The organism is Nostoc sp., from assembly GCF_036916575.1.
GTDB lineage: Bacteria > Cyanobacteriota > Cyanobacteriia > Cyanobacteriales > Nostocaceae > Nostoc.
Genome location: NZ_JBALGC010000082.1, coordinates 1 through 22590 on the forward strand (window position 1 = coordinate 1; position 22590 = coordinate 22590).

At 43.0% G+C, this 22590-nt stretch carries 18 protein-coding genes, 1 tRNA gene and 3 pseudogenes; 12 read left to right on the top strand and 10 right to left on the bottom strand.

The window, feature by feature from the left end:
- Window positions 1-241: 241 nt before the first annotated feature.
- A pseudogene (locus tag V7L29_RS16710) lies at window positions 242-406 on the top strand (IS4 family transposase); the annotation flags it as partial.
- Between the two features lie 30 nt (window positions 407-436).
- Here the strand turns inward: V7L29_RS16710 and V7L29_RS35525 are convergent.
- A pseudogene (locus tag V7L29_RS35525) lies at window positions 437-1100 on the bottom strand (transposase).
- A 254-nt stretch (window positions 1101-1354) separates the two neighbouring features.
- On the bottom strand, window positions 1355-3802 hold the full coding sequence (locus V7L29_RS16720) for an amylo-alpha-1,6-glucosidase (protein ID WP_334736196.1): 2448 nt from the start codon (window positions 3800-3802) through the stop codon (window positions 1355-1357).
- 330 nt (window positions 3803-4132) lie between these two features.
- On the opposite strand from V7L29_RS16720, the gene V7L29_RS16725 reads away from it, so the two are divergent.
- From V7L29_RS16725 to V7L29_RS16735, 3 genes are all read left to right on the top strand, one after another.
- On the top strand, window positions 4133-4744 hold the full coding sequence (locus tag V7L29_RS16725; RefSeq protein WP_334736197.1) for a peroxiredoxin: 612 nt from the start codon (window positions 4133-4135) through the stop codon (window positions 4742-4744).
- A gap of 157 nt (window positions 4745-4901) precedes the next feature.
- Entirely contained in the window at window positions 4902-5438 is a 537-nt protein-coding gene (locus V7L29_RS16730) for a peroxiredoxin family protein (protein WP_334688354.1), read from the top strand.
- 57 nt (window positions 5439-5495) lie between these two features.
- Window positions 5496-6149, top strand: a complete 654-nt coding sequence (locus V7L29_RS16735) for a glutathione S-transferase family protein (RefSeq protein WP_334688355.1) — start codon at window positions 5496-5498, stop codon at window positions 6147-6149.
- A 122-nt stretch (window positions 6150-6271) separates the two neighbouring features.
- Here the strand turns inward: V7L29_RS16735 and V7L29_RS16740 are convergent, their stop codons facing one another.
- The 5 genes from V7L29_RS16740 to V7L29_RS16760 form a co-directional block, all read right to left on the bottom strand.
- Window positions 6272-7285 carry a DnaJ C-terminal domain-containing protein gene (locus V7L29_RS16740; protein ID WP_334688356.1) on the bottom strand — a complete coding sequence of 338 codons (1014 nt, stop codon included), beginning with the start codon at window positions 7283-7285 and terminating at the stop codon, window positions 6272-6274.
- A gap of 115 nt (window positions 7286-7400) precedes the next feature.
- On the bottom strand, window positions 7401-7910 hold the full coding sequence (locus tag V7L29_RS16745) for an AAA family ATPase (RefSeq protein ID WP_334688357.1): 510 nt from the start codon (window positions 7908-7910) through the stop codon (window positions 7401-7403).
- 69 nt (window positions 7911-7979) lie between these two features.
- Entirely contained in the window at window positions 7980-9269 is a 1290-nt protein-coding gene (locus V7L29_RS16750; RefSeq protein ID WP_334688358.1) for a glucose-1-phosphate adenylyltransferase, read from the bottom strand.
- Between the two features lie 261 nt (window positions 9270-9530).
- Window positions 9531-9830, bottom strand: a complete 300-nt coding sequence (locus V7L29_RS16755) for a hypothetical protein (RefSeq protein WP_334688359.1) — start codon at window positions 9828-9830, stop codon at window positions 9531-9533.
- A gap of 114 nt (window positions 9831-9944) precedes the next feature.
- Window positions 9945-11672 (bottom strand): S8 family serine peptidase, encoded by a 1728-nt coding sequence (locus V7L29_RS16760; RefSeq protein ID WP_334736198.1) that lies wholly within the window; start codon window positions 11670-11672, stop codon window positions 9945-9947.
- 631 nt (window positions 11673-12303) lie between these two features.
- On the opposite strand from V7L29_RS16760, the gene V7L29_RS16765 reads away from it, so the two are divergent.
- Together V7L29_RS16765 and V7L29_RS16770 are read left to right on the top strand one after the other, a co-directional pair.
- Window positions 12304-12645: a hypothetical protein gene (locus V7L29_RS16765; protein ID WP_334736199.1), complete on the top strand. Its 342-nt coding sequence runs from the start codon at window positions 12304-12306 to the stop codon at window positions 12643-12645.
- A gap of 709 nt (window positions 12646-13354) precedes the next feature.
- Complete coding sequence (locus V7L29_RS16770; protein ID WP_334736200.1) at window positions 13355-14833, top strand: glycoside hydrolase family 13 protein; 1479 nt, start codon at window positions 13355-13357, stop codon at window positions 14831-14833.
- Between the two features lie 113 nt (window positions 14834-14946).
- Here V7L29_RS16770 and V7L29_RS16775 read toward each other — a convergent pair whose 3' ends face one another.
- The gene (locus tag V7L29_RS16775; protein ID WP_334688363.1) at window positions 14947-15366 is read right to left on the bottom strand and encodes a fasciclin domain-containing protein; all 420 of its coding nucleotides are present in this window, start codon (window positions 15364-15366) and stop codon (window positions 14947-14949) included.
- A 165-nt stretch (window positions 15367-15531) separates the two neighbouring features.
- Between V7L29_RS16775 and V7L29_RS16780 the strand changes: the two genes are divergently transcribed.
- The 4 genes from V7L29_RS16780 to V7L29_RS16795 all read left to right on the top strand — a co-directional run bounded on the left by V7L29_RS16780 (window position 15532) and on the right by V7L29_RS16795 (window position 16930).
- Window positions 15532-15768 (top strand): DNA-directed RNA polymerase subunit omega, encoded by a 237-nt coding sequence (locus tag V7L29_RS16780; protein WP_229550577.1) that lies wholly within the window; start codon window positions 15532-15534, stop codon window positions 15766-15768.
- 23 nt (window positions 15769-15791) lie between these two features.
- Window positions 15792-16400 carry a hypothetical protein gene (locus V7L29_RS16785; RefSeq protein WP_334688364.1) on the top strand — a complete coding sequence of 203 codons (609 nt, stop codon included), beginning with the start codon at window positions 15792-15794 and terminating at the stop codon, window positions 16398-16400.
- Between the two features lie 40 nt (window positions 16401-16440).
- Complete coding sequence (locus tag V7L29_RS16790) at window positions 16441-16806, top strand: DUF1818 family protein (RefSeq protein WP_334688365.1); 366 nt, start codon at window positions 16441-16443, stop codon at window positions 16804-16806.
- A gap of 50 nt (window positions 16807-16856) precedes the next feature.
- Window positions 16857-16930 (top strand) — tRNA-Pro (locus V7L29_RS16795).
- Window positions 16931-17041: 111 nt separating this feature from the next.
- Here V7L29_RS16795 and V7L29_RS16800 read toward each other — a convergent pair.
- Window positions 17042-17380, bottom strand: a pseudogene (locus V7L29_RS16800) (transposase); the annotation flags it as partial.
- A 568-nt stretch (window positions 17381-17948) separates the two neighbouring features.
- Window positions 17949-18224, bottom strand: coding sequence for a hypothetical protein (locus tag V7L29_RS16805; RefSeq protein WP_334688368.1), 276 nt, complete (start codon window positions 18222-18224; stop codon window positions 17949-17951).
- A gap of 849 nt (window positions 18225-19073) precedes the next feature.
- Between V7L29_RS16805 and V7L29_RS16810 the strand changes: the two genes are divergently transcribed.
- Both V7L29_RS16810 and V7L29_RS16815 read left to right on the top strand, forming a co-directional pair.
- Window positions 19074-20714, top strand: a complete 1641-nt coding sequence (locus V7L29_RS16810) for a metallophosphoesterase family protein (RefSeq protein WP_334736201.1) — start codon at window positions 19074-19076, stop codon at window positions 20712-20714.
- Between the two features lie 716 nt (window positions 20715-21430).
- Complete coding sequence (locus V7L29_RS16815; RefSeq protein WP_334736202.1) at window positions 21431-22489, top strand: calcium-binding protein; 1059 nt, start codon at window positions 21431-21433, stop codon at window positions 22487-22489.
- The last annotated feature ends 101 nt before the right edge of the window (window positions 22490-22590 follow it).

Consider the following 22590-nt stretch of genomic DNA (forward strand, 5'->3'; position numbering starts at 1 on the left):
CCAACCCTTTTGAAATTGGTGACCGCTTGTGGGTGAAAAATCATCTTGACCCTGACGAGGAAAAACTACGGGTTTCAATGTAGACGAGGTTTAATACTACTTCTTCTCATTAAGTTTCTTAACTTTTTCATCAAATTTAGTTCTTATGTACTACTATATCAGCTTTTTGTTGATGTGTGACAGTTAGAGTGCGGAAGGTGGGGTAGAACAAAGGCACTCATTTCTGATTCAAATAGAACAGGTGACTAATGCTGCTAATTTAGCATTCTTTATGGTTAATTTATCTCATCATCTTCTTGCTGATTTCCGCATCCTTAATCCCGACTCCGGCATTATTGACCTTAAGGCTCATTATCGTGGCTTTCGATATGTCCATGAAATCTTAAAAATGCGAGACTCAAATCCCTGAGCCTATTTTAACGTGAGTTCAACAGAACTAAAAAATAGCAGGAGGTAGAGCAGGTAAGTCTTTGGGGTAAATATCAATAGAAGGTCTGTTTGGTAAGTAGGTATAAGCAACCAAGCCAACGACCAAATTAACCAAAAAGTTTAAAGGACTACGGTGTCTAGAGTGTTCTATTTGGCATACATTCTTAAGATAGTCATTAACTGATTCAATGACTGCTCGCTTGCGTAACAAGATTTTATCAATCAGTTTAACCAAGCGATTTTTCATATTTTTCTTGGATTTGGTAATCAACTCTAAACCTCGTTGGTATAACTCCTCAAATATTTTTTGTGAGACATAGCCTCGGTGTTTAAAAAACAGCATAGTAACATTAAGCTCCTTCGCGTAGCGTCTCGAAGAGAAGGCATCAATTCTATAAACCTCGTGTAGCTCACTAGATTTGGGAAGGCATTACGCCAACCAGGTAACACATGCAATGTGTAAAATTCTTTAAAAGTTCTATAGCCACTGCCGTGGAAAGCGTTCGCAATTGTCATCACCTCTGATAAATGCATCTTTGACTTGCAACGACGCTCTCCTGAGGCTGAAGGTAACTGCGGTATCTTTTGCCAAAAGGTTTCCCATCGCTTACAGAAATCGTCGATGTTGCAAAATACCTGTGTATATCGAGACGGGATACAATGTTTGACATGGCTGAGACCCTGATTTTTGTTAGATATTTTTAGTCTCAGCTTTTTTTTGTGCTATTTTTACTATCCTCAATAATTCTTTGTCATCATTGTGTTCTTGTTCCTTTCCTGGTAACCTTTTTGCTTCTGCCAGCGCCGTCGAACTCACGTTATTTTATTAACCCAGATTTTTGCCAAGCTTACTTCTTTAGGACGTATTCATAACGTTTCTACGGGCGTTGAACCCTCTTAATTTGGCAGAGGTATTGACTCAGCACTATTTAATGTGGCGGATGACTTCGGCAACTGACCAAGCTTGAGCAATCGCTCCTCTGGGTGTGTGAGGTAGATCGCCATCAAAAATCTCAGAAATAGAACCAAGACAAGCGTCAAATAGGAAATGATCTAGCAGGGGTTGCCAATCAAAAGGCAGCGATTGTTGTGGATAAAAACGTTGCCAAGCACGAATATATGGGCCAATTAGCCAAGCCCAAACAGTGCCTTGGTGATAAGCGCGATCGCGTTGCTCTTGGTTGCCCTCGTATTTCCCTTTGTATTCTGGATCTCCTGGATCGAGACTGCGAAGACCATAGGGAGTGAGCAAGCTGGCAGTTGCCAAATCTAGTACTTGACATCCTTGCTGTTCAGAAAACCCACAATGGTGCAGCGACAGCGCCAAAACGGCATTAGGACGAATTTGAAAATTCCGGCGATCGTCTGGCTCAATAGTATCGTACAGATAACCCAGCTGAGGATTCCAGAACTTTTGCAGCGAGGTTTTCACGTGTTGTGCTTGTTGAGCATAACGCTCTGCTTGCTTAGTCAGACGCACTGGCGAACCATACTCAAGCTGGCTTAATCGTTCTGCCCACTGACTCAGCCAACATAAAACAGAATACCACAGTGCATTGATTTCCACTGGCTTACCGTAACGGGGAGTGACAGGGTGTACCCCAATTACCACATCCATCCAGGTGAGGGCTACACCACGAGCATCCCAACTAACTAGCCCATCGGTAGCATCGACCTGGATATTGAAATGTGTACCACCGACAAATGCTTTGTAGATTTGCTGTACTACAGGGAATTGCTCTGCCAAAAATTCCCAGTCTTGGGTAGCTTCTAAATAAAGTCCTAAAGTTTCAATCCACCATAGCGCCGCATCAATACTGTTATAAATTGGTTCGCCATCGACATCAGGAAATACATTAGGAATCAAACCGTGGCGACAATTATGCCCAAAAGTCCGCAATACTCCTTTTGCCAGGTCAAAGCGCTGTGGAACTAGTGCCAACCCCGGTAAGGCGATTAATGTGTCGCGTCCCCACTCATTAAACCAGTGATAACCAGCAATGACCGTAGGGCCAGCAATTGAGGCTCGATAGACGATAAACTGATCGCTTGCTTTAAGTAGTTGTTGCCAAATTGGGGAGTGGGCAGGAGGGAGCCACTGCGTTAGACGGGTTAAGAGGCTTGTACTCCTAGGTCGAAGCAAGCTATGCACAGCGTCTTTGACAGGAGAAGCAAATGGCGTCATTGGGCATTGGGGAACTAGTGCGTTGCGGAGGTTGCCTTTGTTGTAATCCTTTGGAGAACCCGCAGGGTAGTAACTGGCGTCATTGGACAGATATTGGGTATTAAGTATTGGGCATTGATAATTATTCTCCTGCTTCTGTGCTCCTCTGTCCCTCTGTGCCCATCCAAAAATCTGTGAGAGCCGTTTTTGCTCTGCCTCAACAGCTTCTGCAAAGGTTTTGGGGGTGAGAACACCTAGCAACGGGTCGGGAAAACCTACTTGTGCTTCTAGAGTCACTACATCTCCTGGTTGGAGTGTGACTATCAAGTAACCAGGACTGTAAAGGTCTTCCTTGTCGCATAATCCCCGTTTCGTCTCCTCAGGCAATCCATAATGCCAATACCAAACTGCATCTGGTTGATAATTTCCTTGTGTCCAGCGCAAATGCCAAGGTATGCCGAAATGCCCAGAATTGATTGCTTGCAGACAGATTTGCTGTTGTCCTAGCAATTGTGAGAAGTGTAATTCTGGTCCAGCAGTCTGCTGGTGGTGAAAGTCACGTTCTGCTATCAGCAGTCGTAACCGTAAAATCGCTGTATCAGTTCCTTGATAACGATACTGGATCAAAATCCGATGGCAAAATTGGGGGTGGGCATTGGGGAGCCACTGCGTTGGTGAGGCAGTCCGGTCTTCTCCCAAAGGGAGACGCCATAGGCGATGGGGGTTTTCCCCATGAGTAACTGCCGAAAGGGTTAAGAGGCTTGAAGCAAGTGGCGTCATTGGGCATGAGGAAGAGTGCAGAAAAGAGGAATTTTCCCCCTGCTCCCTGCTAAGAGCTCCCCTGCTTCTTCCCCAGTCTCCAGTTCCCACCAACCCATAGGGCATCACCAATTGTCTAGTTAACTGCCAGTTATCTTGACCCCAAATCCATTTTGGAACTGGGTTAATATCAAAACAGCGTAGCAGTTCGTAGCCTCTCGGCTCAATCTGACCGTTACCCCAAAAATTTGTCCCCAGTGCCACAACGCTCCCTAATACTTCCAAGCTAGCTTCTAGGTGCGAAAACAGTAGAGTCCGCCCAGAAGGCGGGTTTGTCGCGGCAATCAGCCAACCGTGATAAGTGCGCGTGCGGACATCAGAAACCGTACCACTGGCAAAACTTCCCAAGCCATTAGTAAGCAACCATTCTCTTGTATCTAAATCAAGCATTTGCTACTCAAAATCGTTATGAGTATGATATAGTCGTAACAGATCGTAATTAAACTGTGAGTCAGCCCTGAAAGAGGGTTTCCCTCTATAGGGGACTGACGATAGCGTAGCGTAAAGCCTTCTCTTCTCTTTCAGAGACGAAGACAGCGAACGAGAGGCTTGTCTGCGACACGCTCCGCGAACGCCAACGGCATAGCTTCTCTACGAGAGGCTGCGCCAACGCTTAGAGCGAGTACTCGAGCGTCACCCGAAAGGGTCAGAGCGTGGATGGGTAAGTTTTATTTAACCCGAATTTCAACGCTACTAAACGAATAAAGGAGAATTAGGTTAATGTCCCTTACTTACGGAACCGAAGGATGCCTCCGCGTTGGTCAACAAGCTCCTGATTTCACAGCAACGGCTGTGGTAGATCAGGAATTTAAGACAATCAAACTTTCCGATTATCGCGGTAAGTATGTCGTGCTGTTTTTCTACCCACTAGACTTTACCTTTGTTTGTCCTACTGAAATCACAGCATTTAGCGATCGCTACGAAGAATTCAACAAAATCAATACGGAAATCCTTGGGGCTTCCGTTGACAGTGAATTCTCTCACCTCGCTTGGATTCAAACAGATCGTAAGTCTGGTGGCGTCGGCGACTTGAATTATCCTCTAGTCTCCGACATCAAGAAAGAGATTAGCGCCGCTTACAACGTCCTTGACCCAGCAGCAGGTATTGCCTTGCGTGGTCTGTTCATCATAGATAAAGATGGTATTATACAGCACGCCACCATTAACAACTTAGCTTTTGGTCGCAGCGTTGATGAAACCCTGCGGACATTACAAGCAATTCAGTATGTTCAGTCTCACCCCGACGAAGTTTGCCCAGCTGGTTGGCAACCTGGTGATCAGACAATGAATCCTGACCCAGTGAAGTCTAAAGTCTACTTCTCTGCTGTCTAGATTTCGCTAGCTAGCAAACTTTAATCTATCCTATTAGAGTTGAGAGTAGAATCAATGATAACCACAGATTAACAGAGATACACATTAAACAGTGTCAGCCTCCATGTCTATCTGTGGTTTTCTCATAAAATAGTATTAAATAATCAAGGTTAAAATTATGCTTACTTCAACTGATTTTAGTGGCTTATTAAATGAGCGATTCTTCCGCAATTTTTTACCAGTTCCAGCAACACATCAACTCAGATTGGGAGTAGGAACGCCAGATTTTCAACTGCCAGATATTACCAACGGGACTTTAGTAAAATTGTCTGATTATAAAGACAAGCAACCAGTGTTACTCGCCTTTACTCGCATCTTTACTGAAAAACAATATTGCCCTCTTTGTTTTCCTCACATCAAAGCTTTAAAGAAAAACTACGAGCAATTTAAAAAGCGTGGTATAGAAGTTTTGATGATTACTAGTACCGATGAACGGCAGAGTCAAATTGTTGTGAAGGATTTAGGCTTACAAATGCCATTGCTGAGTGATCCCAGTTGTCGAGTGTTTCGTAATTATCAAGTAGGACAAGCACTGGGAGCGCCTTTACCTGCACAGTTTGTATTAGATAAAGAAGGAAAACTCCGCTACTGGCATTTATTTTCTTTTCTGGATCACAACGCCAGTGTTGAGACATTGTTAGAACAATTCAATTGAGTTGAAGGTGTAAGATTGGCAATATCCGCCCTACTTATCAAGCTATGAGGTTTTCTGGTGCTGACACTTTACCACACACCAATTTCTCCCAACTCGCGCCGCGTCTGGATTACTCTGCTGGAAAAAGGACTTGAGTTTGAATTGGTAGAGATAAAACTGGATAGAGAGCAGTTTAAACCAGAGTTTTTGGCAATTAACCCTTTCCATCACATTCCAGTGTTGGTAGATGACGGCTTTAATATAGTGGAATCTTTAGCAATTTTGGACTATTTAGAGGCAAAATACCCCACGCCTACGATGTTGCCTAAAGATGCCAAGGATTTAGCGATCGCACGCATAGTACAACTGGTAACTGTAAATGAACTTTTGCCCGCAACCAGCACATTTTTACCTCAGTTTCTCGGCTTACCTGGAGGAGATCCAGAAAAAATCGAGAAGGCACAGCAAAAAATTGCCACAGTGCTGAAGTTTTTTGAAAATTTATTAGACGATCGCCCTTACTTTGCTAGTCACAACCTGACTCTCGCCGAAGTTGTGGCTGGAACTGTAGTAACGCGGTTGCCCAGAGTAGGCATTTTCTTAAGTGAATATCCAAAACTGAGTGCTTGGTGCGATCGCTTAGTAGCACGCCCATCATGGCAAGCTACTGAGGCTACACCGGAGGCAATAGAAGCGTTTAAGTCCATTGTGGTGGCAAGAATGGCGCAGTAAATTTATACCTAATATAATTTAGAGACGCGAAGCTGCACTGGGCTTCTCTACGAGACGCTATCGCCAACGCCCTGCTACGCTAACGTGCCGCAATGCTTTCGCGTCTCTACGATCCAAAATTTTCACAGTCTAACTTGGTTCAAATGACTGCGGGGATTATAAGTACGTATAGCCCGGATTTTTTCATAATATTCCCGCTCTTGTTGGCTGAGGTCTTTTGGTGGAACGATCGCCACCTTCACCAACTGATCACCGCGTCCCCCCTTGGCGAGGGGCCAACCTTTGCCACGTAAACGTAGTGATTGACCAGAACGCACTCCAGCTGGTAGCTTGACATTAACTGAACCATCGGGAGTAGGTACATCAATAGACGCTCCTAAGGTAGCTTCATCTGGTGTGATTGCCACTTCGCACACCAAGTTATCGCCTTCTATTTGGAAGAACGAGTGCGGCTGAAGTTCAACTTTTAAGTACAAATCCCCTCTTTGTTGAGTCATAGGGTTGATTTGACCTTTAGTCCGTACACGCAGGCGAGTACCAGGTTTAGCCCCAGATGGGATACGAACATCAATTGTTTCGTTACCTAAACTGAAGCGCTTTTGCACACCATTAAATGCTTCAGCAAAAGTTAGGGTGATTGCAGCTTCACTATCCTGGGAAGTACCCGCACCTGAATTTTTAAACCCAAAATCGTTAAAGCTGCTAAAACCAGGCTCACCTGGCTCACCCCTAGAAGTGTGGTAAGAGTAACTTTGTGAGTAACTTTGTCGCCCACCACGAGGGTTAGCACCACCAAAGCGTCCTAGCAACTCATTGATGAACTCATCAAAATTGCCGTATTGACTGAAATCAAAGCCACCCATATCAGCACCAACGCCGCCGGATGGGAAACCTTCACCCGCTTGTTTCCAATATTGACCGAATTGGTCGTACTTTTTGCGCTTATCTGCATCTGACACAACTTCGTAGGCTTCGCTAACTTCTTTGAAGCGTGCCTCTGCCTGTTTGTTGCCTGGATTAACATCAGGATGATATTTGCGGGCTAGTTTACGAAAGGCTTGTTTAATTTCCTCTGGACTGGCAGTTTTACTTACTCCCAAAATTGCGTAATAGTCTTTGAAGTCGGTTGCAGCCATCTACCAGCCTCCTATAGAAATTCCCGTTATGTTTTTTAGATTACAGATTTGTGGTTTGCCAGGTATAGTGCCAAGCAAAAGAATCTGATTTTAAATTAACAAACAATATAGAAAATCAAGTATGGTTCTTGCTCACCGAGCGATCGCAATTTCCGTACTCCGATTTTTCTGATAAGCGGATCAGGCTGTCTAGTCCTTCTTCCAGGCTTGGGGGGGCATCCCGGAGTTGACGGTGCATCCGCAAAATAATTTCTTCCGGAACCTGGCGCGATCGCCTTTTATTGCGTGCCAAACACAGCCAAACTGGCGTATCCACCCAAATTCCCCTAATCTGGGTAAAGCCCAAGTTACGGGCTAAAACAATGACCTCACGACGATGGCGGCGCTGGGCATTGGTAGCATCGAAAATAGCTGTATTATCTGTGGCTATTGCTTGCTGAAATTGCCGCTCAATTTCGTGCCAAATCAGCAGCCACGGCCCCTGAACGGCTTGGGAACCAAACAGTTGCCCCCGGATGGCATCCGTAGAAATTAGCGACATCTGGGGGCATTCTACCAGTAATTTTTTTACCAAAGTTGACTTACCGCTACCAGGAAGACCAATCAGTAATAAAAGTTTAGTCATTAACCATTTGTCCTTTGTTGCTTGTAACTATTAACCAATGACTAATGACTAATGACTAATGACTAATGACTAAATGATCGTTCCATCGGGAATTACAGCATTTTTCAGCACGACGACGATACCACTGCGGATGTAGAAACCTTGACTTTCGCGGTCAGCTTCTTGCACGTTATCTTTATTGATAATTTTGACATCGTGACCGATACTGGCGTTTTTATCGATGATCGCACCGCGAATAAGCGAGTCAGTACCAATACCTACGGGAATGTCACCTTTTTCTACGTTAGATTGGCGTTCCACAGAAGCTTGGTAAAAATCTGCACCCATGAGTAGGGACTCTTCGATCACACAACCAGATTCAATCCGCGATCGCACTCCTAAAACTGAATGTTGAATGCGGCAATTTTTCAAAATACAACCTTCGCCGATAATTGATTCTGTGATCTGGCAATCTAATAGTTTACTTGGAGGTAAGTAACGAGCGCGGGTATAAATTGGTGCGTGTTCATCGTAGAAACTAAAGGGTGGCTGGGGCTGCTGAGTTAGGGCTAAATTGGCATGATAAAATGCTTCGATTGTTCCAATATCTTCCCAGTAGTCATCAAAAAGGTAAGCTTGAACATTGTGATCTTTAGAGGCATCAGGAATAATTTCTTTGCCGAAATCAGTCCTTTCTACACCCTCTCTCAACAACTTAAACAATACCTCTTTTTTAAAGACATAAATCCCCATTGAGGCGATGTAAGGCTGTTGCTGGGCTTGTTCTTTTGATAATCCCAGTACACTTGTATCAACTTGCATTTGGAGTAACGCTTCACCTTTAGGTTTTTCGCTAAAATCGATTACTCTACCAGAATCGTTAATTTTCATCAAGCCAAAATCTGAGGCGCGGCGCTCATCTATGGGGATGACTGAGAGAGTAATATCAGCCCCCGTTTCCCGATGGCGGTGGATAAACTGGCGATAATCCATGCGGTAGAGGTGATCGCCTGAGAGAATTAGATATTCTTCTACATCCCATTCTTCCATTAACCATAGATACTGACGTACAGCATCCGCTGTACCTTGGAACCAGTTGGGGTTTTCTGGTGTTTGTTGTGCGGCTAGCACTTCCACAAACCCTTCGTTGAAGCCAGTAAAGTTATAGGTACGGGCGATGTGACGATTCAGGGAAGCTGAGTTGAATTGTGTCAAGACATAGATTTTGAATATTTCGGAATTTATGCAGTTACTAACTGGGATATCGATTAAGCGGTACTTACCCGCTACTGGTACTGCTGGTTTAGCGCGTAGTTTGGTTAGCGGATAAAGCCGAGTACCCGCGCCACCACCAAGAATGATTGATAATACTTTCTTCACAAAATTTCTCCCGACTGCCTTTCAACTCTCATCTTCAGTTTAGGACTGTATGTGGCAGCTGGTAAGGGGGGAGCAAATATTCTCAGGGATGAATTTTACAAAATACTACTTGTGATGGATAGTGCTACTAAAAAACAAATTAGAACATTTGTATTACTTGGGGTGAAAGTTAGGGTGTGATCGCTATACCTGGTGTCTCACCGAAAGCTCAAAAACTAACTCTAGGCAAGCAGCAACCTTGAGTAAATTATGTAAATTATATCAAACACCCAAACTGCCTATACCTATTCTCCTGTTAATCAAACGTAATTGCTGCGATCGCTTCAAATACTTCACCCAAGGTTGCTCTGACAACTGGGAAATGGCATTTTGTGACAATGTTGCCGTGAAAATATCTTTGCCACTGGTAACATCACTGACGCCTAAACTTTCTAAAACAGCAGTTGCAGCAGAGTCTAAAATTGGTTCAGTATGGATGAAAACCCCCAAACTAGTTTCTTCTGAATCTTGAACATCATTCAACGCTGTAGCAAGAGCGGCGTCTAGTTTCTGATAATTCATCAGCAATTCCTTGGTAAAAAGGGTAGACAATAATTGCCTAGCTTAACTTATCAAAGTTATAGGTTTTTATCGCCTACCCTTGTACAGAAATAATATCCACCTTTCTCAGTCTAATTACAGATTAGCTGCATTAATCACTCCATAACCCCATTTGTGATCAAATGTGCCTGCGGGTTTTCCGGGAATGGCACTATTCTTGCGTAGCAAATCTTTCACAGCAGCCGGATCAAGTTTAGGATCTCGCTGTAACAGCAGTGCCACTAATCCACTAACCAACGGTGTTGCCATACTAGTACCAGCCTGAACCACAAACTTGGAATTAATCATCGATGAACGGTCAAAATTTGCATCGGCGGAAAGCGTGGAAATAATCATTGCTCCCGGTGCTGCTATATCCGGTTTCTGTCCATCATTGCGTAGAGGCCCTTCACTACTGAATTCCGAAATAGTATGCAATTCTAAGCCCATTTCTCGCACTTGGTTATCAATATCTGTGTACTTGGTTTTAGTAGTATAGGCAGCAACTGTAACTGCGCTGCTGGCGGCTCCTGGCGAACCAATTTTTATCGCATCCTTCACACTTTTGCCGGTAAAAAACACTGATGAACTGTCATCTAGTGTCCAGACATCTAAACGTGTGTCAGTTGAAGAAGTGTTGCGGACTCGCAGCTGCCAAATACCTCCCATTACTGACGAGGGGTCAATACCACGTATTTGCACAAAGAAATTATGGTCGCTGTTAGCTTTATCTGGCCCTGGTGTTGCTAATTGTACCCGTGCATCTGGTAACTGGTAATCTTGTGCGGCATTACCGTCAGTAATTATTTTTTGGAAGGGGGTGACAAAACCGTTAGGACTCCGCACAGACACTTCCAACTCACTGTCTTTGGAATACCAACCGTTTAACCAAACTATGCCTATTTGATTCAAAGGAACATTAAAGCGCATACCACGAGTCCGACCACTGGGTATCGTCGCTTGTCCATGAATGTTATTGTTTCCTTCGTTACCCGCAGCACAGCAAACAATTCTTCCAGGGCCAGTTTCGGCGTCAATAACCTTTGATAAGGAATCGCTACCATCATGGGCATCAGCGTGTCCACCCAAGCTAAGATTCACCACTGCTGGGCGTCCCAACTCTTTTGCAACTCGGAAAATGTAACGAACGCCATCAGCAATATGGGCATCCTGTAAATCTGACCTAACGACAACTAATTCCGCTTCTGGTGCTACACCGCCATAGTTAGCATCGGCACCAGCGGCAATTCCAGCAACGTGAGTACCATGACCGCCAGTATCTTGAGAAATTGTCAGTTGCGCTCCCGTAAATTCAGCCCCATAGCCGCCTTCCGTCACTCCTGGGCCTGGCAGTGTTTGATCCCAAATGTGTAAAATTCGTCCAGCAAAGGCGGGGTGTTTCGGATCAATGCCACTGTCTATAATGCCAATAATTACTCCTTTACCAGTCAGTCCGGTTTGGTTCTTGAACTCCGGCAGTTTGACTTTTACCAGTGCAGTGTCCATCCTCAAATGAAGTTTGCGTGATGGCTTAATCCGCACAATAACATCTTCTTCAGATAAGACATCTAAACTATCTAACGGTAAAAAAGCCGTCCGCACACTCCCAGAGTTCTGATTGACTTCAATATTATATTGTGAGAGATAACTTAAGTCTGCATCAGGTTCGCAGTAGATAAAAACGACGCTCTTAGTAGGCTTGACCGGGCTTTTGTGGGCAATAATACCAAGCGATCGCTTGTGTGTAATTAAAGCTTGCTCTCCTTCATTTTGATAGTCTTTAAATGCCAAAAGTAGTCCTGGAGAAAGTTTTTCGTGCCTCATTTTTACCTCAAATTTAATTTTTTGGCTGAAAGCAAAGTAGTTTATCACCATAAGTCGCTCTAGCATTAATGCAGACTATGTAGTTTTTCGTCTTGATTATTTGATGCGACTATAGTTAAGTAAAAACTTATTAGGACTTACGCACTGTACAAATTTATTATCTTGTGCATTAACGAAAATACGTTTTTTCAGGCTTTTATCAATCATCCTTTGATAAATAGCGATCACCTAAAAAATGTCGAAAAATCAAGGTTAAATGCCTGAAATCAATACCCCATATTTGGTTTTTCCTGTCAATACGTAAGTCCTAGTTATCTATTTTTTTTCATAGATAACATCAAATAAGCTTAGGAGGCAGGTAGTTAACTAATTGAGTACTGAGTAATCTGATGGGCAGTGCAATAAAAATTACTAAGTGATAAAGCACTTAGGATATGCCCCGCTTTGAAAGTGGGCGGTCTTTTAACTGGCACTATTAACAGTAACCGTGCTCGTGGGGAATTTACCAAGGAGTATCTAAAAGCACTCTTTAGACAATAAATTCACAGTTAATTAAGATTTATAAACAATAAGTGGCATTATGTAAATAACAGTACAATAAACACTTAATTGATGTTTTTAGAAGATTTAAATGTTTTCAAAACTCCACTGCTTGTCTTGTTTAGTTGCTTTTTTCTCTATTTTTCCATCCATGGCCATGGCTGCAGCGCCTGGAGCCCAATTCAATGGCAAAGTCTCAGAGATATTCGTCAACGATGGGAGTATTTTGATTGCAGTAACCGGAAATGTGAACGGTGCATGTAGTGGAACATTTGGTTCCTATAACCTCACCTTTGACATCACTGACCCTGGTGCTCAGTTCAAGTTTGAACTAATCAAAAGTGCTTTTCTTCAAAGTAAGAACATCTCTGGTTACGTGCAAGGTTGTGGCTCAAGTAATATCAACAAACTAATCCAGGTCAGCAGTTTTTAAGACCGACAAATGGACAAAACTCTCTGTTGATCGCAGGTTAAAAGAGGCAGAAATGTATGAATAACTCGACATTCTCCAATCGCCCTCTTCATACCCCAAGTTGCTAGGGAGCATCCCAATTTGGCAAAAAGAGCGGGAAAAGTCCCACATAATTCGCGAATATTTATCGCGAATTATGTGGGACTATACTTTGGGATGCTCCGTATTCATCTGCTGTGGGTAGGATAAATTAGCTTAATCGGGAAGAATCCCCACATGTGACCCGAAGGGCAGTGTGGGATGAATACCTGGATAATCAAAGTGTGTCCCCCGATTAATAAACTTATCCGCAAATGCGAAATGCTTACTATACAATGGTTTAAGCAATTATAACAAAAGTGCGTTCGTAAGCCCATAATTGACGTAGCAATAAGGCTTTGGGGGAATAAGTGGAACTAAATCATCAGTTAGCAGAGGAAAAATAGCAATAATAAAATTTTGTTTTTTCCTGGACAAACTCAAGTGTTAACAGATAAAAATATGGGCAATTAAGTCGTAAACTCACAAGTCCACAGGTAGAGTGTGTGTAAATCCTATTGCGTATAAAGTAGCAGGAGATGGACTAAATCGCTAATGACTACTGAGAAATGACAGATTTTCTATCATAAGTAAGAGCCATAAAGAAGCTAATATTTGCAACGATCGCTTCTGAAGCTACAAAGAGTTATTCATGCAAATTCAAACACCAGACTGGGTGAAACACGCTGTTTTCTACCAAATTTTTCCAGACCGCTTTGCCAGAAGCAAACAGCCGCGCAAACGACTGTTGCACGAAGCCCGTTGGGAAGATTGGGACGCTATGCCAACACTCCAGGGTTATAAAGGCGGCGACTTATGGGGCATTATGGAGGGTTTGGACTACATCCAGGATTTGGGGATTAACGCGATTTACTTTACACCCATTTTTCAATCCGCCAGCAATCACCGCTATCATACCCACGATTATTATCAAGTTGACCCGATGCTGGGGGGCAACGAGGCTTTTAAGGAATTGCTCGATGCAGCCCATCAACGGAATATCAAAGTTGTTCTGGATGGAGTGTTTAACCATTCCAGCCGTGGGTTTTTCTTTTTCCACGACGTTTTAGAAAATGGCCCCCATTCGCCTTGGGTAAATTGGTTCAAAATTGAAGGCTGGCCTCTTGCACCATACAATGGGGAATTTCCTGCAAACTACATGGGTTGGGCTGGCAATCGCGCTTTGCCAGAATTTAACCACGACAATCCAGAAGTACGGGAATACATTATGGAAATTGCCGAATATTGGATTAAATTCGGCATCGACGGTTGGCGATTGGATGTACCGTTTGAAATAAAAACTCCTGGTTTTTGGCAGGAATTTCGCGATCGCATTAAGGCAGTCAATCCTGAAGCTTACATTGTCGGCGAAGTGTGGGGAGATTCTCGCCAGTGGCTGGATGGGACACAATTTGACGGGGTAATGAATTATTTATTTGCTGGGCCGACAATTGCCTTTGCAGCTGGCGATCGCGTAGTCTTAGAACAAGTCCAAAGCCGCGACTATCAGCCCTACCCACCCTTATTTGCTGCGGAGTACGCGATTAAAATCCAGGAAGTATTACAACTTTACCCTTGGGAAATTCAGCTAACTCAACTCAATTTGCTAGCAAGTCACGATACAGCCCGATTGATGACAATTGCAGGCGGCGATAAAGCTAGCGTGGAATTATCAACTTTACTGGTACTTACCTTTCCTGGTGCCCCCAGTATCTACTATGGTGATGAAGTTGGTTTACCTGGTGGCATAGATCCAGACTCACGTCGTGGCTTTCCTTTAGAAGCCAACTGGAACAAAGAAATTTTCAATACTCATCGCCAATTAATTGCCCTGCGCCACACTTACCCAGCTTTGCGTACAGGTGATTACCAAGTTCTTTATGCTCAAGGACAACTTTATATCTTTGCGCGAACTTTGGGGACAGAGGAATTGATAATTGCCCTCAACGCTGGCACAAGTTCGGCAACAGCGAATGTAGATATCGCCAGTTTGCGTACTCAACCCAACAAGCAGTTATATGGTACTGCTGAAGTTGAGTGGAATGGTGAAGGAGAAACTCAGCAGTTGTCATTAACTCTTCCAGCACGCAGTGGGTGCATCCTGGGGAACTCGGGGCCCCTCTGGGGATAAGGGGCAATGGAGACTAGGGACTGGGGAACTCGGGGCCCCCACTCCGTGGGGATTAGGGGCATGGGGACTGGGAAATAGTAATTTTCTTTCCCAATGCCCCATGCCCGATGCCCTTACTTCCCTGCCACCATTGCAGGCATCAACACCTGATCAATAATATGGATCACGCCATTGTCTGCCAGAATATCTGTTTTGAGGACATTGGCGTTGTTTACCTTAAATTTGCCGTCGGCAGATTCAATGGCTACAATTGACCCCTCAAGCGTCTCTGCTTCATCAATTTGTACCAAGTCATCAGACCGAACATCCCCACTAGCGATATGATACGCGACAATTTTCTGGAGCTTGGGGATATCTTGTAGTAGCGAATCTAAAGTTCCCTCTGGCAGATTGGCAAAGGCTTCGTCAGTTGGTGCAAATAGTGTAAAAGAACCAGGGCTTTTCAGAGTTTCTATGAAATTTGCAGCTTCAGCAGCCTTTATTAGGGTATTGAAGTTTCCTGCGTTGACAGCAGTTTCCACAAGATCAGCCATAAGGGTGTGTGACTTTAGTCAGGTAATATTTATAAGTAACTTAACTTATAAAGTGATTAAAACATTCTCAACCTCTATCAAGAGAGAGGTTGCTAGCGATTAAATACACAGCAGCAGATTTTTCAGTACTGCTACACTGGGGAATGACCCCAAGAACCACTGATTATGCTAAAGCGTTCTAAGTTCGAGACAACTCAGTCTCAAATTATGCACCGTGCTGAGGATCTGATTAGTGCAGCCTCAAATCGTTACCGCATTACGGTTCAGGTGGCAAATCGTGCTAAACGTCGGCGTTATGAAGACTTTGAAAGTAACGAAGATGTGATGATGAAGCCAGTGTTAAGGGCAATTATCGAAATGTCCGATGAATTGACTCAGCCAGAAATTATTGGCGAACTATAAAAAAAGGATTTAGAGAAGGTAGGATGAGCAAAAATTTCTCGTTCATTCAACCCCTACTCAAGTTCTGGCAGACACTCACTGCCTTAATGGTAGTGGGTGTAATTGTTTTGGGTTCAGGGGCAAGCAAATCAATACATAGAAACTTATTTAGTATCCAACCTGCATACGCTCAGAGAATCACTCCTAGTGATGTTTGGCAGCAAGTATATCAGCAATTGCCAGATTTACCACGGGAAAATAAGTATATCAGCAAAGAAAATGGGAAAGTTGCCGAAAACAACACCCTGGTAACTCGCCTGATTAGATATCACATTTATACCAAAGGGCGTGCCCCAATTTATCGCTTGGATTGGAAGCTAACTTTAGCTGATTACCTGGGTGCGAACGAAATCATGTATGATACTACGTATCCGGGAAATGATTCACTACGGGAAAATCCGATAGAAGGCGATCGCAAAGCCATCACCCGTCTCACCCGCAGCCAGCGAGATGCGCTCGTGCAAGTCTTAGTCAATATATTTAATCCCACTTCCCAAAATACCCAATCCCCTAGCCCCAACACCACACCCAGTCCTACTACATCAACTACCCCACAGCCACCCCAACGGGGAGGTGCCGAATTACTCAAGTAATAGTCAGTTATTACTGTTAACTGATAACTGTTCACTGATTATGGAACGCGTTGTAAAAAGCGGATCTGGTTGGCGTATTGGCTGGAACCCCGATGTACCTGATTTTAAAGGTTTAGTCGGTACAGATGATTGGGCAATTGAGTTAACCGAAGCCGAGTTGAATGATTTTTGCCGTCTATTAGCACAGCTAGCAGACACCATGAAACAACTTGCAACTGAATTAATGGAGGAGGAAAAAATTGCTTGTGAAGCCGAAAGCGATTTATTATGGATGGAAGTAGAAGGCTATCCTGATGCTTATACTCTGCGCTTAATCTTAAATACAGGGCGATGTGTAGAAGGTAAATGGGATGCTTCTGCTGTTCCAGATTTACTGCAAGCTACTGGGATACTTAAGGTTTTTTAAATTTGCCTATTGATTATCCTAGAATTTTGCTATAGAATGGTAATTCTGACCGGGGCGTAGCGCAGCTTGGTAGCGCGCCACTTTGGGGTAGTGGAGGTCGTGGGTTCGAATCCCGCCGCTCCGATTGATGATAAGCCATGCCTGCTAGTCTTTTTAAAAGATTGGCAGGTTTTTTCAATCATGTCTGCGAGGCGATACCAAATACTTAGCCTAAAATTAACGTGAGTTCGATGAATTAAAAAACGGCAGGAGGAAGGGCAGGAAAGTCTTTGGGATAAATATCAAGTGAGGGTTTTTGAGGCAAATAAGTATAAGCAGCTAAACCAGCTATCAAGTTGACCGAAAAGTTGAAAACACTTCGATGCCTAGAATGTTCAATTTGACACAGGTTTTTTAAGTGGTCATTAACCGATTCAATTACTGCACACTTGCGTAAAAGAATTTTATCAATCATTTTCATCAAGCGGTTTTTCATGTTCTTTTTTGATTTCGTAACTAACTGTAATCCCCGTTCATATAACTCCTCAAAGAGTTTTTGCGAAATATATCCTCTGTCACCAAAAAGTTGAGCCAGTGCGTTGGGCGGCTCTGCCGACTTGAATATCGAGGCGAGATACAATGGTAGACTAAGCCCTGACCCTCATTTTTGTTAGATATTCTTAGTCTCGGCTTTTTTTGTCACTTTTTTCCGACTCTTACTCAATCATAGCGATCGCTGTTCTGAATACCCAGTTGTGCAAATTCATATACAGCGAGCTTTTTGTCTTTTTCTCACCGTCGAACTCACGTTAAAATTATTCCAAAGCTTCACTACAAATAATAATTGGAATTGGTGCAGATAGCGTAGGCAAACTATTATTATTTAACCGTATCATTAGCCATCCGTTTTTCTTCACCGCGTTTCGGGTATTTTTGAGCTTCAACTTTATCTGCAATTAATTCTAGTCGCCGATATCCTTGGGCGATTTGCTCGACGGTTTCGCGGTTGCTGGTGTTACCAATTAATAGGTGTAGTTCTTTAATGTTCGTGAGGCATTGTGCAATGGCGGTGAAGCCAGAAAGGAAGAAGTAACCAGCTGTAACAGCATGAATAGCATCAGGTGTTTTAAGATTGGTTCTAGCTCGGAGACTTGCAGCTTGTCTTAGCAGAGTTGGCTGATAGTAACTAGTTGCACTTCTGATGAAATTAGCAGATTTTCGTCAGCTTGAATTAGAGAAATATTTGCATTTCTCAATGGTAAAATTAAAGCTTCCATTAGTATTAGTTCAGTACTGATGATTTCCAGTTCACCTAATTGAAACTTTAACCATAAAGATTGTAGCAATAAATAATACTCTGGATTGGCTTTAATGATATAAATCACTACTGATGTGTCTACATAGATAACCCCACAAGAAGGGAGTATTAACTGTCCCATGAATCGCCTTTTTGTTGCAGTTGTCTATCTATATCCTCGGTGGTTTTGAAAGCGTGTTTACTACGGGCTTGTTCTATTAACTCTAAGACGGAACCCCGTTTTGATACAGGCTTTTCTGGCAAAATAACAAATACATCAACGCTGTCACCAATCTCGGTTTGTGGAAGTTCTATTTCTATTTTGTTGTAAGGATTCAGGTCATACCAAAATCTCTACAATCGTTTACTGATAATACTTTCCGGGGATTAGCCACAAATTTATATTCTCAATAAGAATTGCGTAAGGACTATATTTTCGTGTCTTATTGCGACTAAAGGTATGTTAATAAGTCAAAGTCGAATTTTAAACTGGCTCTGTGACTGGGTTTCAAACACCTGAATCCTTACATTTTGTTTCCTGGTAAAACTTTAGTTGTGATGCGTAAAGCTGCCACCTGATTTTAACAGTTGCAAAGCACGAGCATAAAAGAAAGAATTGCGATCGCAATTTATTAGAAAATACAAATAGGGCATAAGGATATTCTTTCAAAAGCTCATCGACAACTCTTCTTTCACTTTGTCTTGACAAATCTTCTGATTGCAAACGTGCATAAATAACGTGAAACGCATTATTAGCACTACCAGATGCTAAATTGCATACAAACGAAAAGCCCTATGGAGGATAAGTTTTAAACCCTGTTCGCAAAAAAGGCTAATAATACAATTGCGTTCAGTTGGTGAATACCCTACAAAATTTGGTATGTTACTCATGCTCAAATGCAAAAGCTGCCGTAAAATCTTCTCAGTGGCTATGCTTGTGCTTGTTATATGCTTTACTCTGGTAAGTGTGCGTTCATTTGAGCAAACAATTATGACATCAGCACCCCAACTGCTCACTGACCCATTTTTGCAACTGCCAACTGCAACCTCAGTACGAGTAGTTTGGTTTACTGAGTTTACTGGTGTTAATCACACAGTAACCTACGGGGAAAATCTCAAACAAACTGCTAAGGCAAATACTACCAAACTTAGTCGCACGCGTGAAGACCAAGAGTCAAGAGTTGCAAACCAAATCAAAGATGGCCAAGTTTATCAAAAACCCGTCTGGCGCGACATTTGGCGACATGAAGTTGAGGTGACTGGGTTAACTCCTGGTGTGCGGGTAAACTATCGTGTCACCAGTGTGCGAGAAGACGGCGAGAGTGTTAGCAGTGATGTTTTTAGCCTCACAGCTACTCCAAAAGCGGATACACCATTAAAAATTCTACTGACCTCTGACCATCAGTTAAAGCCGATGACATCTGCAAATCTGCAAAAGGTGGTAGAAACAATTGGACGAGTCGATGGGGTGTGGTTTGCCGGTGATTTGGTCAACGTCAGCGATCGCGCCTCAGAATGGTTTGATCATAATAGTGGTGGTGCGTTGTTTCCCGGTTTACAAGGTCGCGCTAAATACGAAATGACGCACGACGGTGTTAAGACAACCTATACTGGTGGACAAATAATTCAAAATGCACCCATGTTTACTTGCATTGGCAATCATGAGGTGATGGGGCGATTTGCTAGAACGGAAAGTTTAGATGATGAATTTAATGATACAATTCCCCGTACCGTTGCTCAAAAAATCTACCGGGACAAATCTTTAATAGATAATTCTTTTAATACTAATACCTACGAAGAAATTTTCTCTTTACCAAAAAGTAAAGAGGGTGGAAAAAGGTATTATGCCGTCAGTTTTGGTGATGTGCGTTTGGTGGTACTGTACGCTACGAATATGTGGCGCACTCCCAAATTAGATGGAAAGCATAAGGGTAGATATCAAGAAGCAGAAAAGGATTTAAATAATTCTGAAAATTGGGGTTATGGACAGTTGATTTATGAGCCAATTGCTAAAGGTAGCAAGCAGTACAATTGGCTAGAGACAGAACTCGATAGCCCTGAGTTTAAACAAGCAAAATACAAAGTTGTGATGTTCCATCATCCGCCCCACACTCTGGGTGATAATATAGTTCCTGCTTATACAGAACCAGTTCAAATAATTGAACGGGATGGTAATAATATCAAAGCAGTGCGTTACGAATACCCCAAAGATGCAGATTATATTATCCGCGATGTTGTCCCTTTACTAGAAGCAGCTAATGTGCAATTGATATTCTATGGGCATTCCCATTTGTGGAACCGCTTTGTTAGTTCCAGTGGAATGCACTTTCTGGAAACATCTAATGTGGGTAATACTTACGGTGCTGCTTGGGGTGACAGAAAACGACAAGTGCCAACTGGGTATCAAGAAGATTATGTTAAGCTTGGTGATCCCAATGGTTTAGAACCGATAGTGCCAACAATTTCCCCCTTGTTAGGTGAAGATGGGAAGCCAATACCTTATATTGCGAGTAATGATATTACGGTTTTCAGTATCTTTGATACGGGGACGGGTACGATCAGTAGTTATCGTTTTGATACTCGCAAGCCTGATTCGGAGGTATTGAAGTTTGATGAATTTAAGTTGAAATAGTAGAACAGCACAGATGTTATAGGTGTCAACTTAAGAAAGAAGTTATTGCCCTCATCCCCTAACCCCTTCTCCCAACATGTGAGAAGGGGAACTGGAGAATTTCCTCCCCTTTCCCAATAGTGCTATCTATTACCCGGATCTTTCTTAACATTAGACCTCTTGCAAAAGTCCCAAAATCAGGTATGTCATTCTGTTCGCGCAGCGTTCCCGCAGGGTACGAAACGCAGTGGAGAGAAGAATCTCATTAGATGTATCGCTCCGCTTAATATGACAATTTAAGCATTTATGCAAGAGGTCTATTATTGTAAGGCAGACTGTGAGGGAATGACAGAATTAAACAACAACAGAATGATTGACTTTAGAGACAAAAGATGCACAAACAGATAGTGCGATCATTAATGACACACTAGAAATTATGAGTATTAGCCAAAATCCAGTCCTTCTTAAATTTTCTCAAATTTTTAGAGTTAATAGCAAATATCTGTTTTAATCAGATGTGGTTCAGTTAGGATATTTCCACTCGTTATTTCTCTACTTTGTTTTTTCAGTGCTGCTGAATAAAACTGTGAAATTTTAAAATTCAATGTTTGAAACTGTTTCCTTTGCTCCTTTAAAGGAAACCAAATTCATCCTCTTAATCAGCAATGCCATTTTCTGATGGGTAAGTCACGAGGTAATTTTTTTACTCTGTAATATAAATTCAGGAGAAACTCACTATGCCAACGATTAACGGTACTGATCTCCCTGACAGTCTTAGTGTTCCTTTTTTTTCTTCTAATCTCCCTTATATCATCAACGGATTCGACGGTAACGATACGATTACGGGCGGTAGTGGCGACAGTACGATTAACGGTGGATTGGGCAACGATAGCCTTCTTGGCGAATTTGGATTAAGCAACCAGAATAGTAGTATTGACGGTGGAGCAGGCAACGATACGATTACGGGCGGTAGTGGCAACAATACCCTTCTTGGCGGAGAGGGTGATGATATCCTTCTTGGCGGATTTGGATTAGGCAACCAGAATAGTAGTATTGACGGTGGAGCAGGCAACGATACGATTACGGGCGGTAGTGGCAACAATACCCTTCTTGGCGGAGAGGGTGACGATATCCTTCTTGGCGGAGAGGGTGACAATACGATTGACGGCGGAGCAGGCAACGATACGATTATGGGCGGTAATGGCAACAATAGCCTTCTTGGTGGATTGGGCAACGATGACCTTTCTGGTGGATTTGGATTTGGCAAGCAAAATAGTATTGACGGTGGAGCAGGCAACGATACGATTACGGGCGGTGATGGCAACGATAGCCTTCTTGGCGGAGAGGGTGACGATATCCTTCTTGGCGAGTTTGGCAACGATACGATTAATGGCGGATCTGGCAACGATACAATTAGCGGTGATTTTAGTAAAGATGAGACCTTCACTGGTGTTCCTGGGACTGATGTTCTCACTGGAGGATCAGGTAACGATGTTTTCAATTTCAACTTCGTTTCTGAGAGTCAACCTGGTTTGTTACGAGATGTTATCACTGACTTTGTTGGTAACGGTAACTTACTCGGTGATCAAATTGATTTATCTACCATCGACGCTAACTCAACCATAGACGGCAACCAAGCCTTCACTTTTATTGGGGCAAACCCATTCACTGCATCTGGTCAAGTTCGTTATGTAGGAGGTATCCTTCAAGCTAACATCAATGCGGATCTTGGCGCTGACTTTGAGATTCAGCTTGTAGGAACGCCACTACTAGTGGCAAGCAACATTATCCTTTAATTTAACTTCCAATTTCCCTTCCAATTTCCCTATTCACTCAACCTAACGCCCTATACTGCCTCTAGTAACTAGGGTGTTTTGCGTTGTGGAGAGGTGCGATC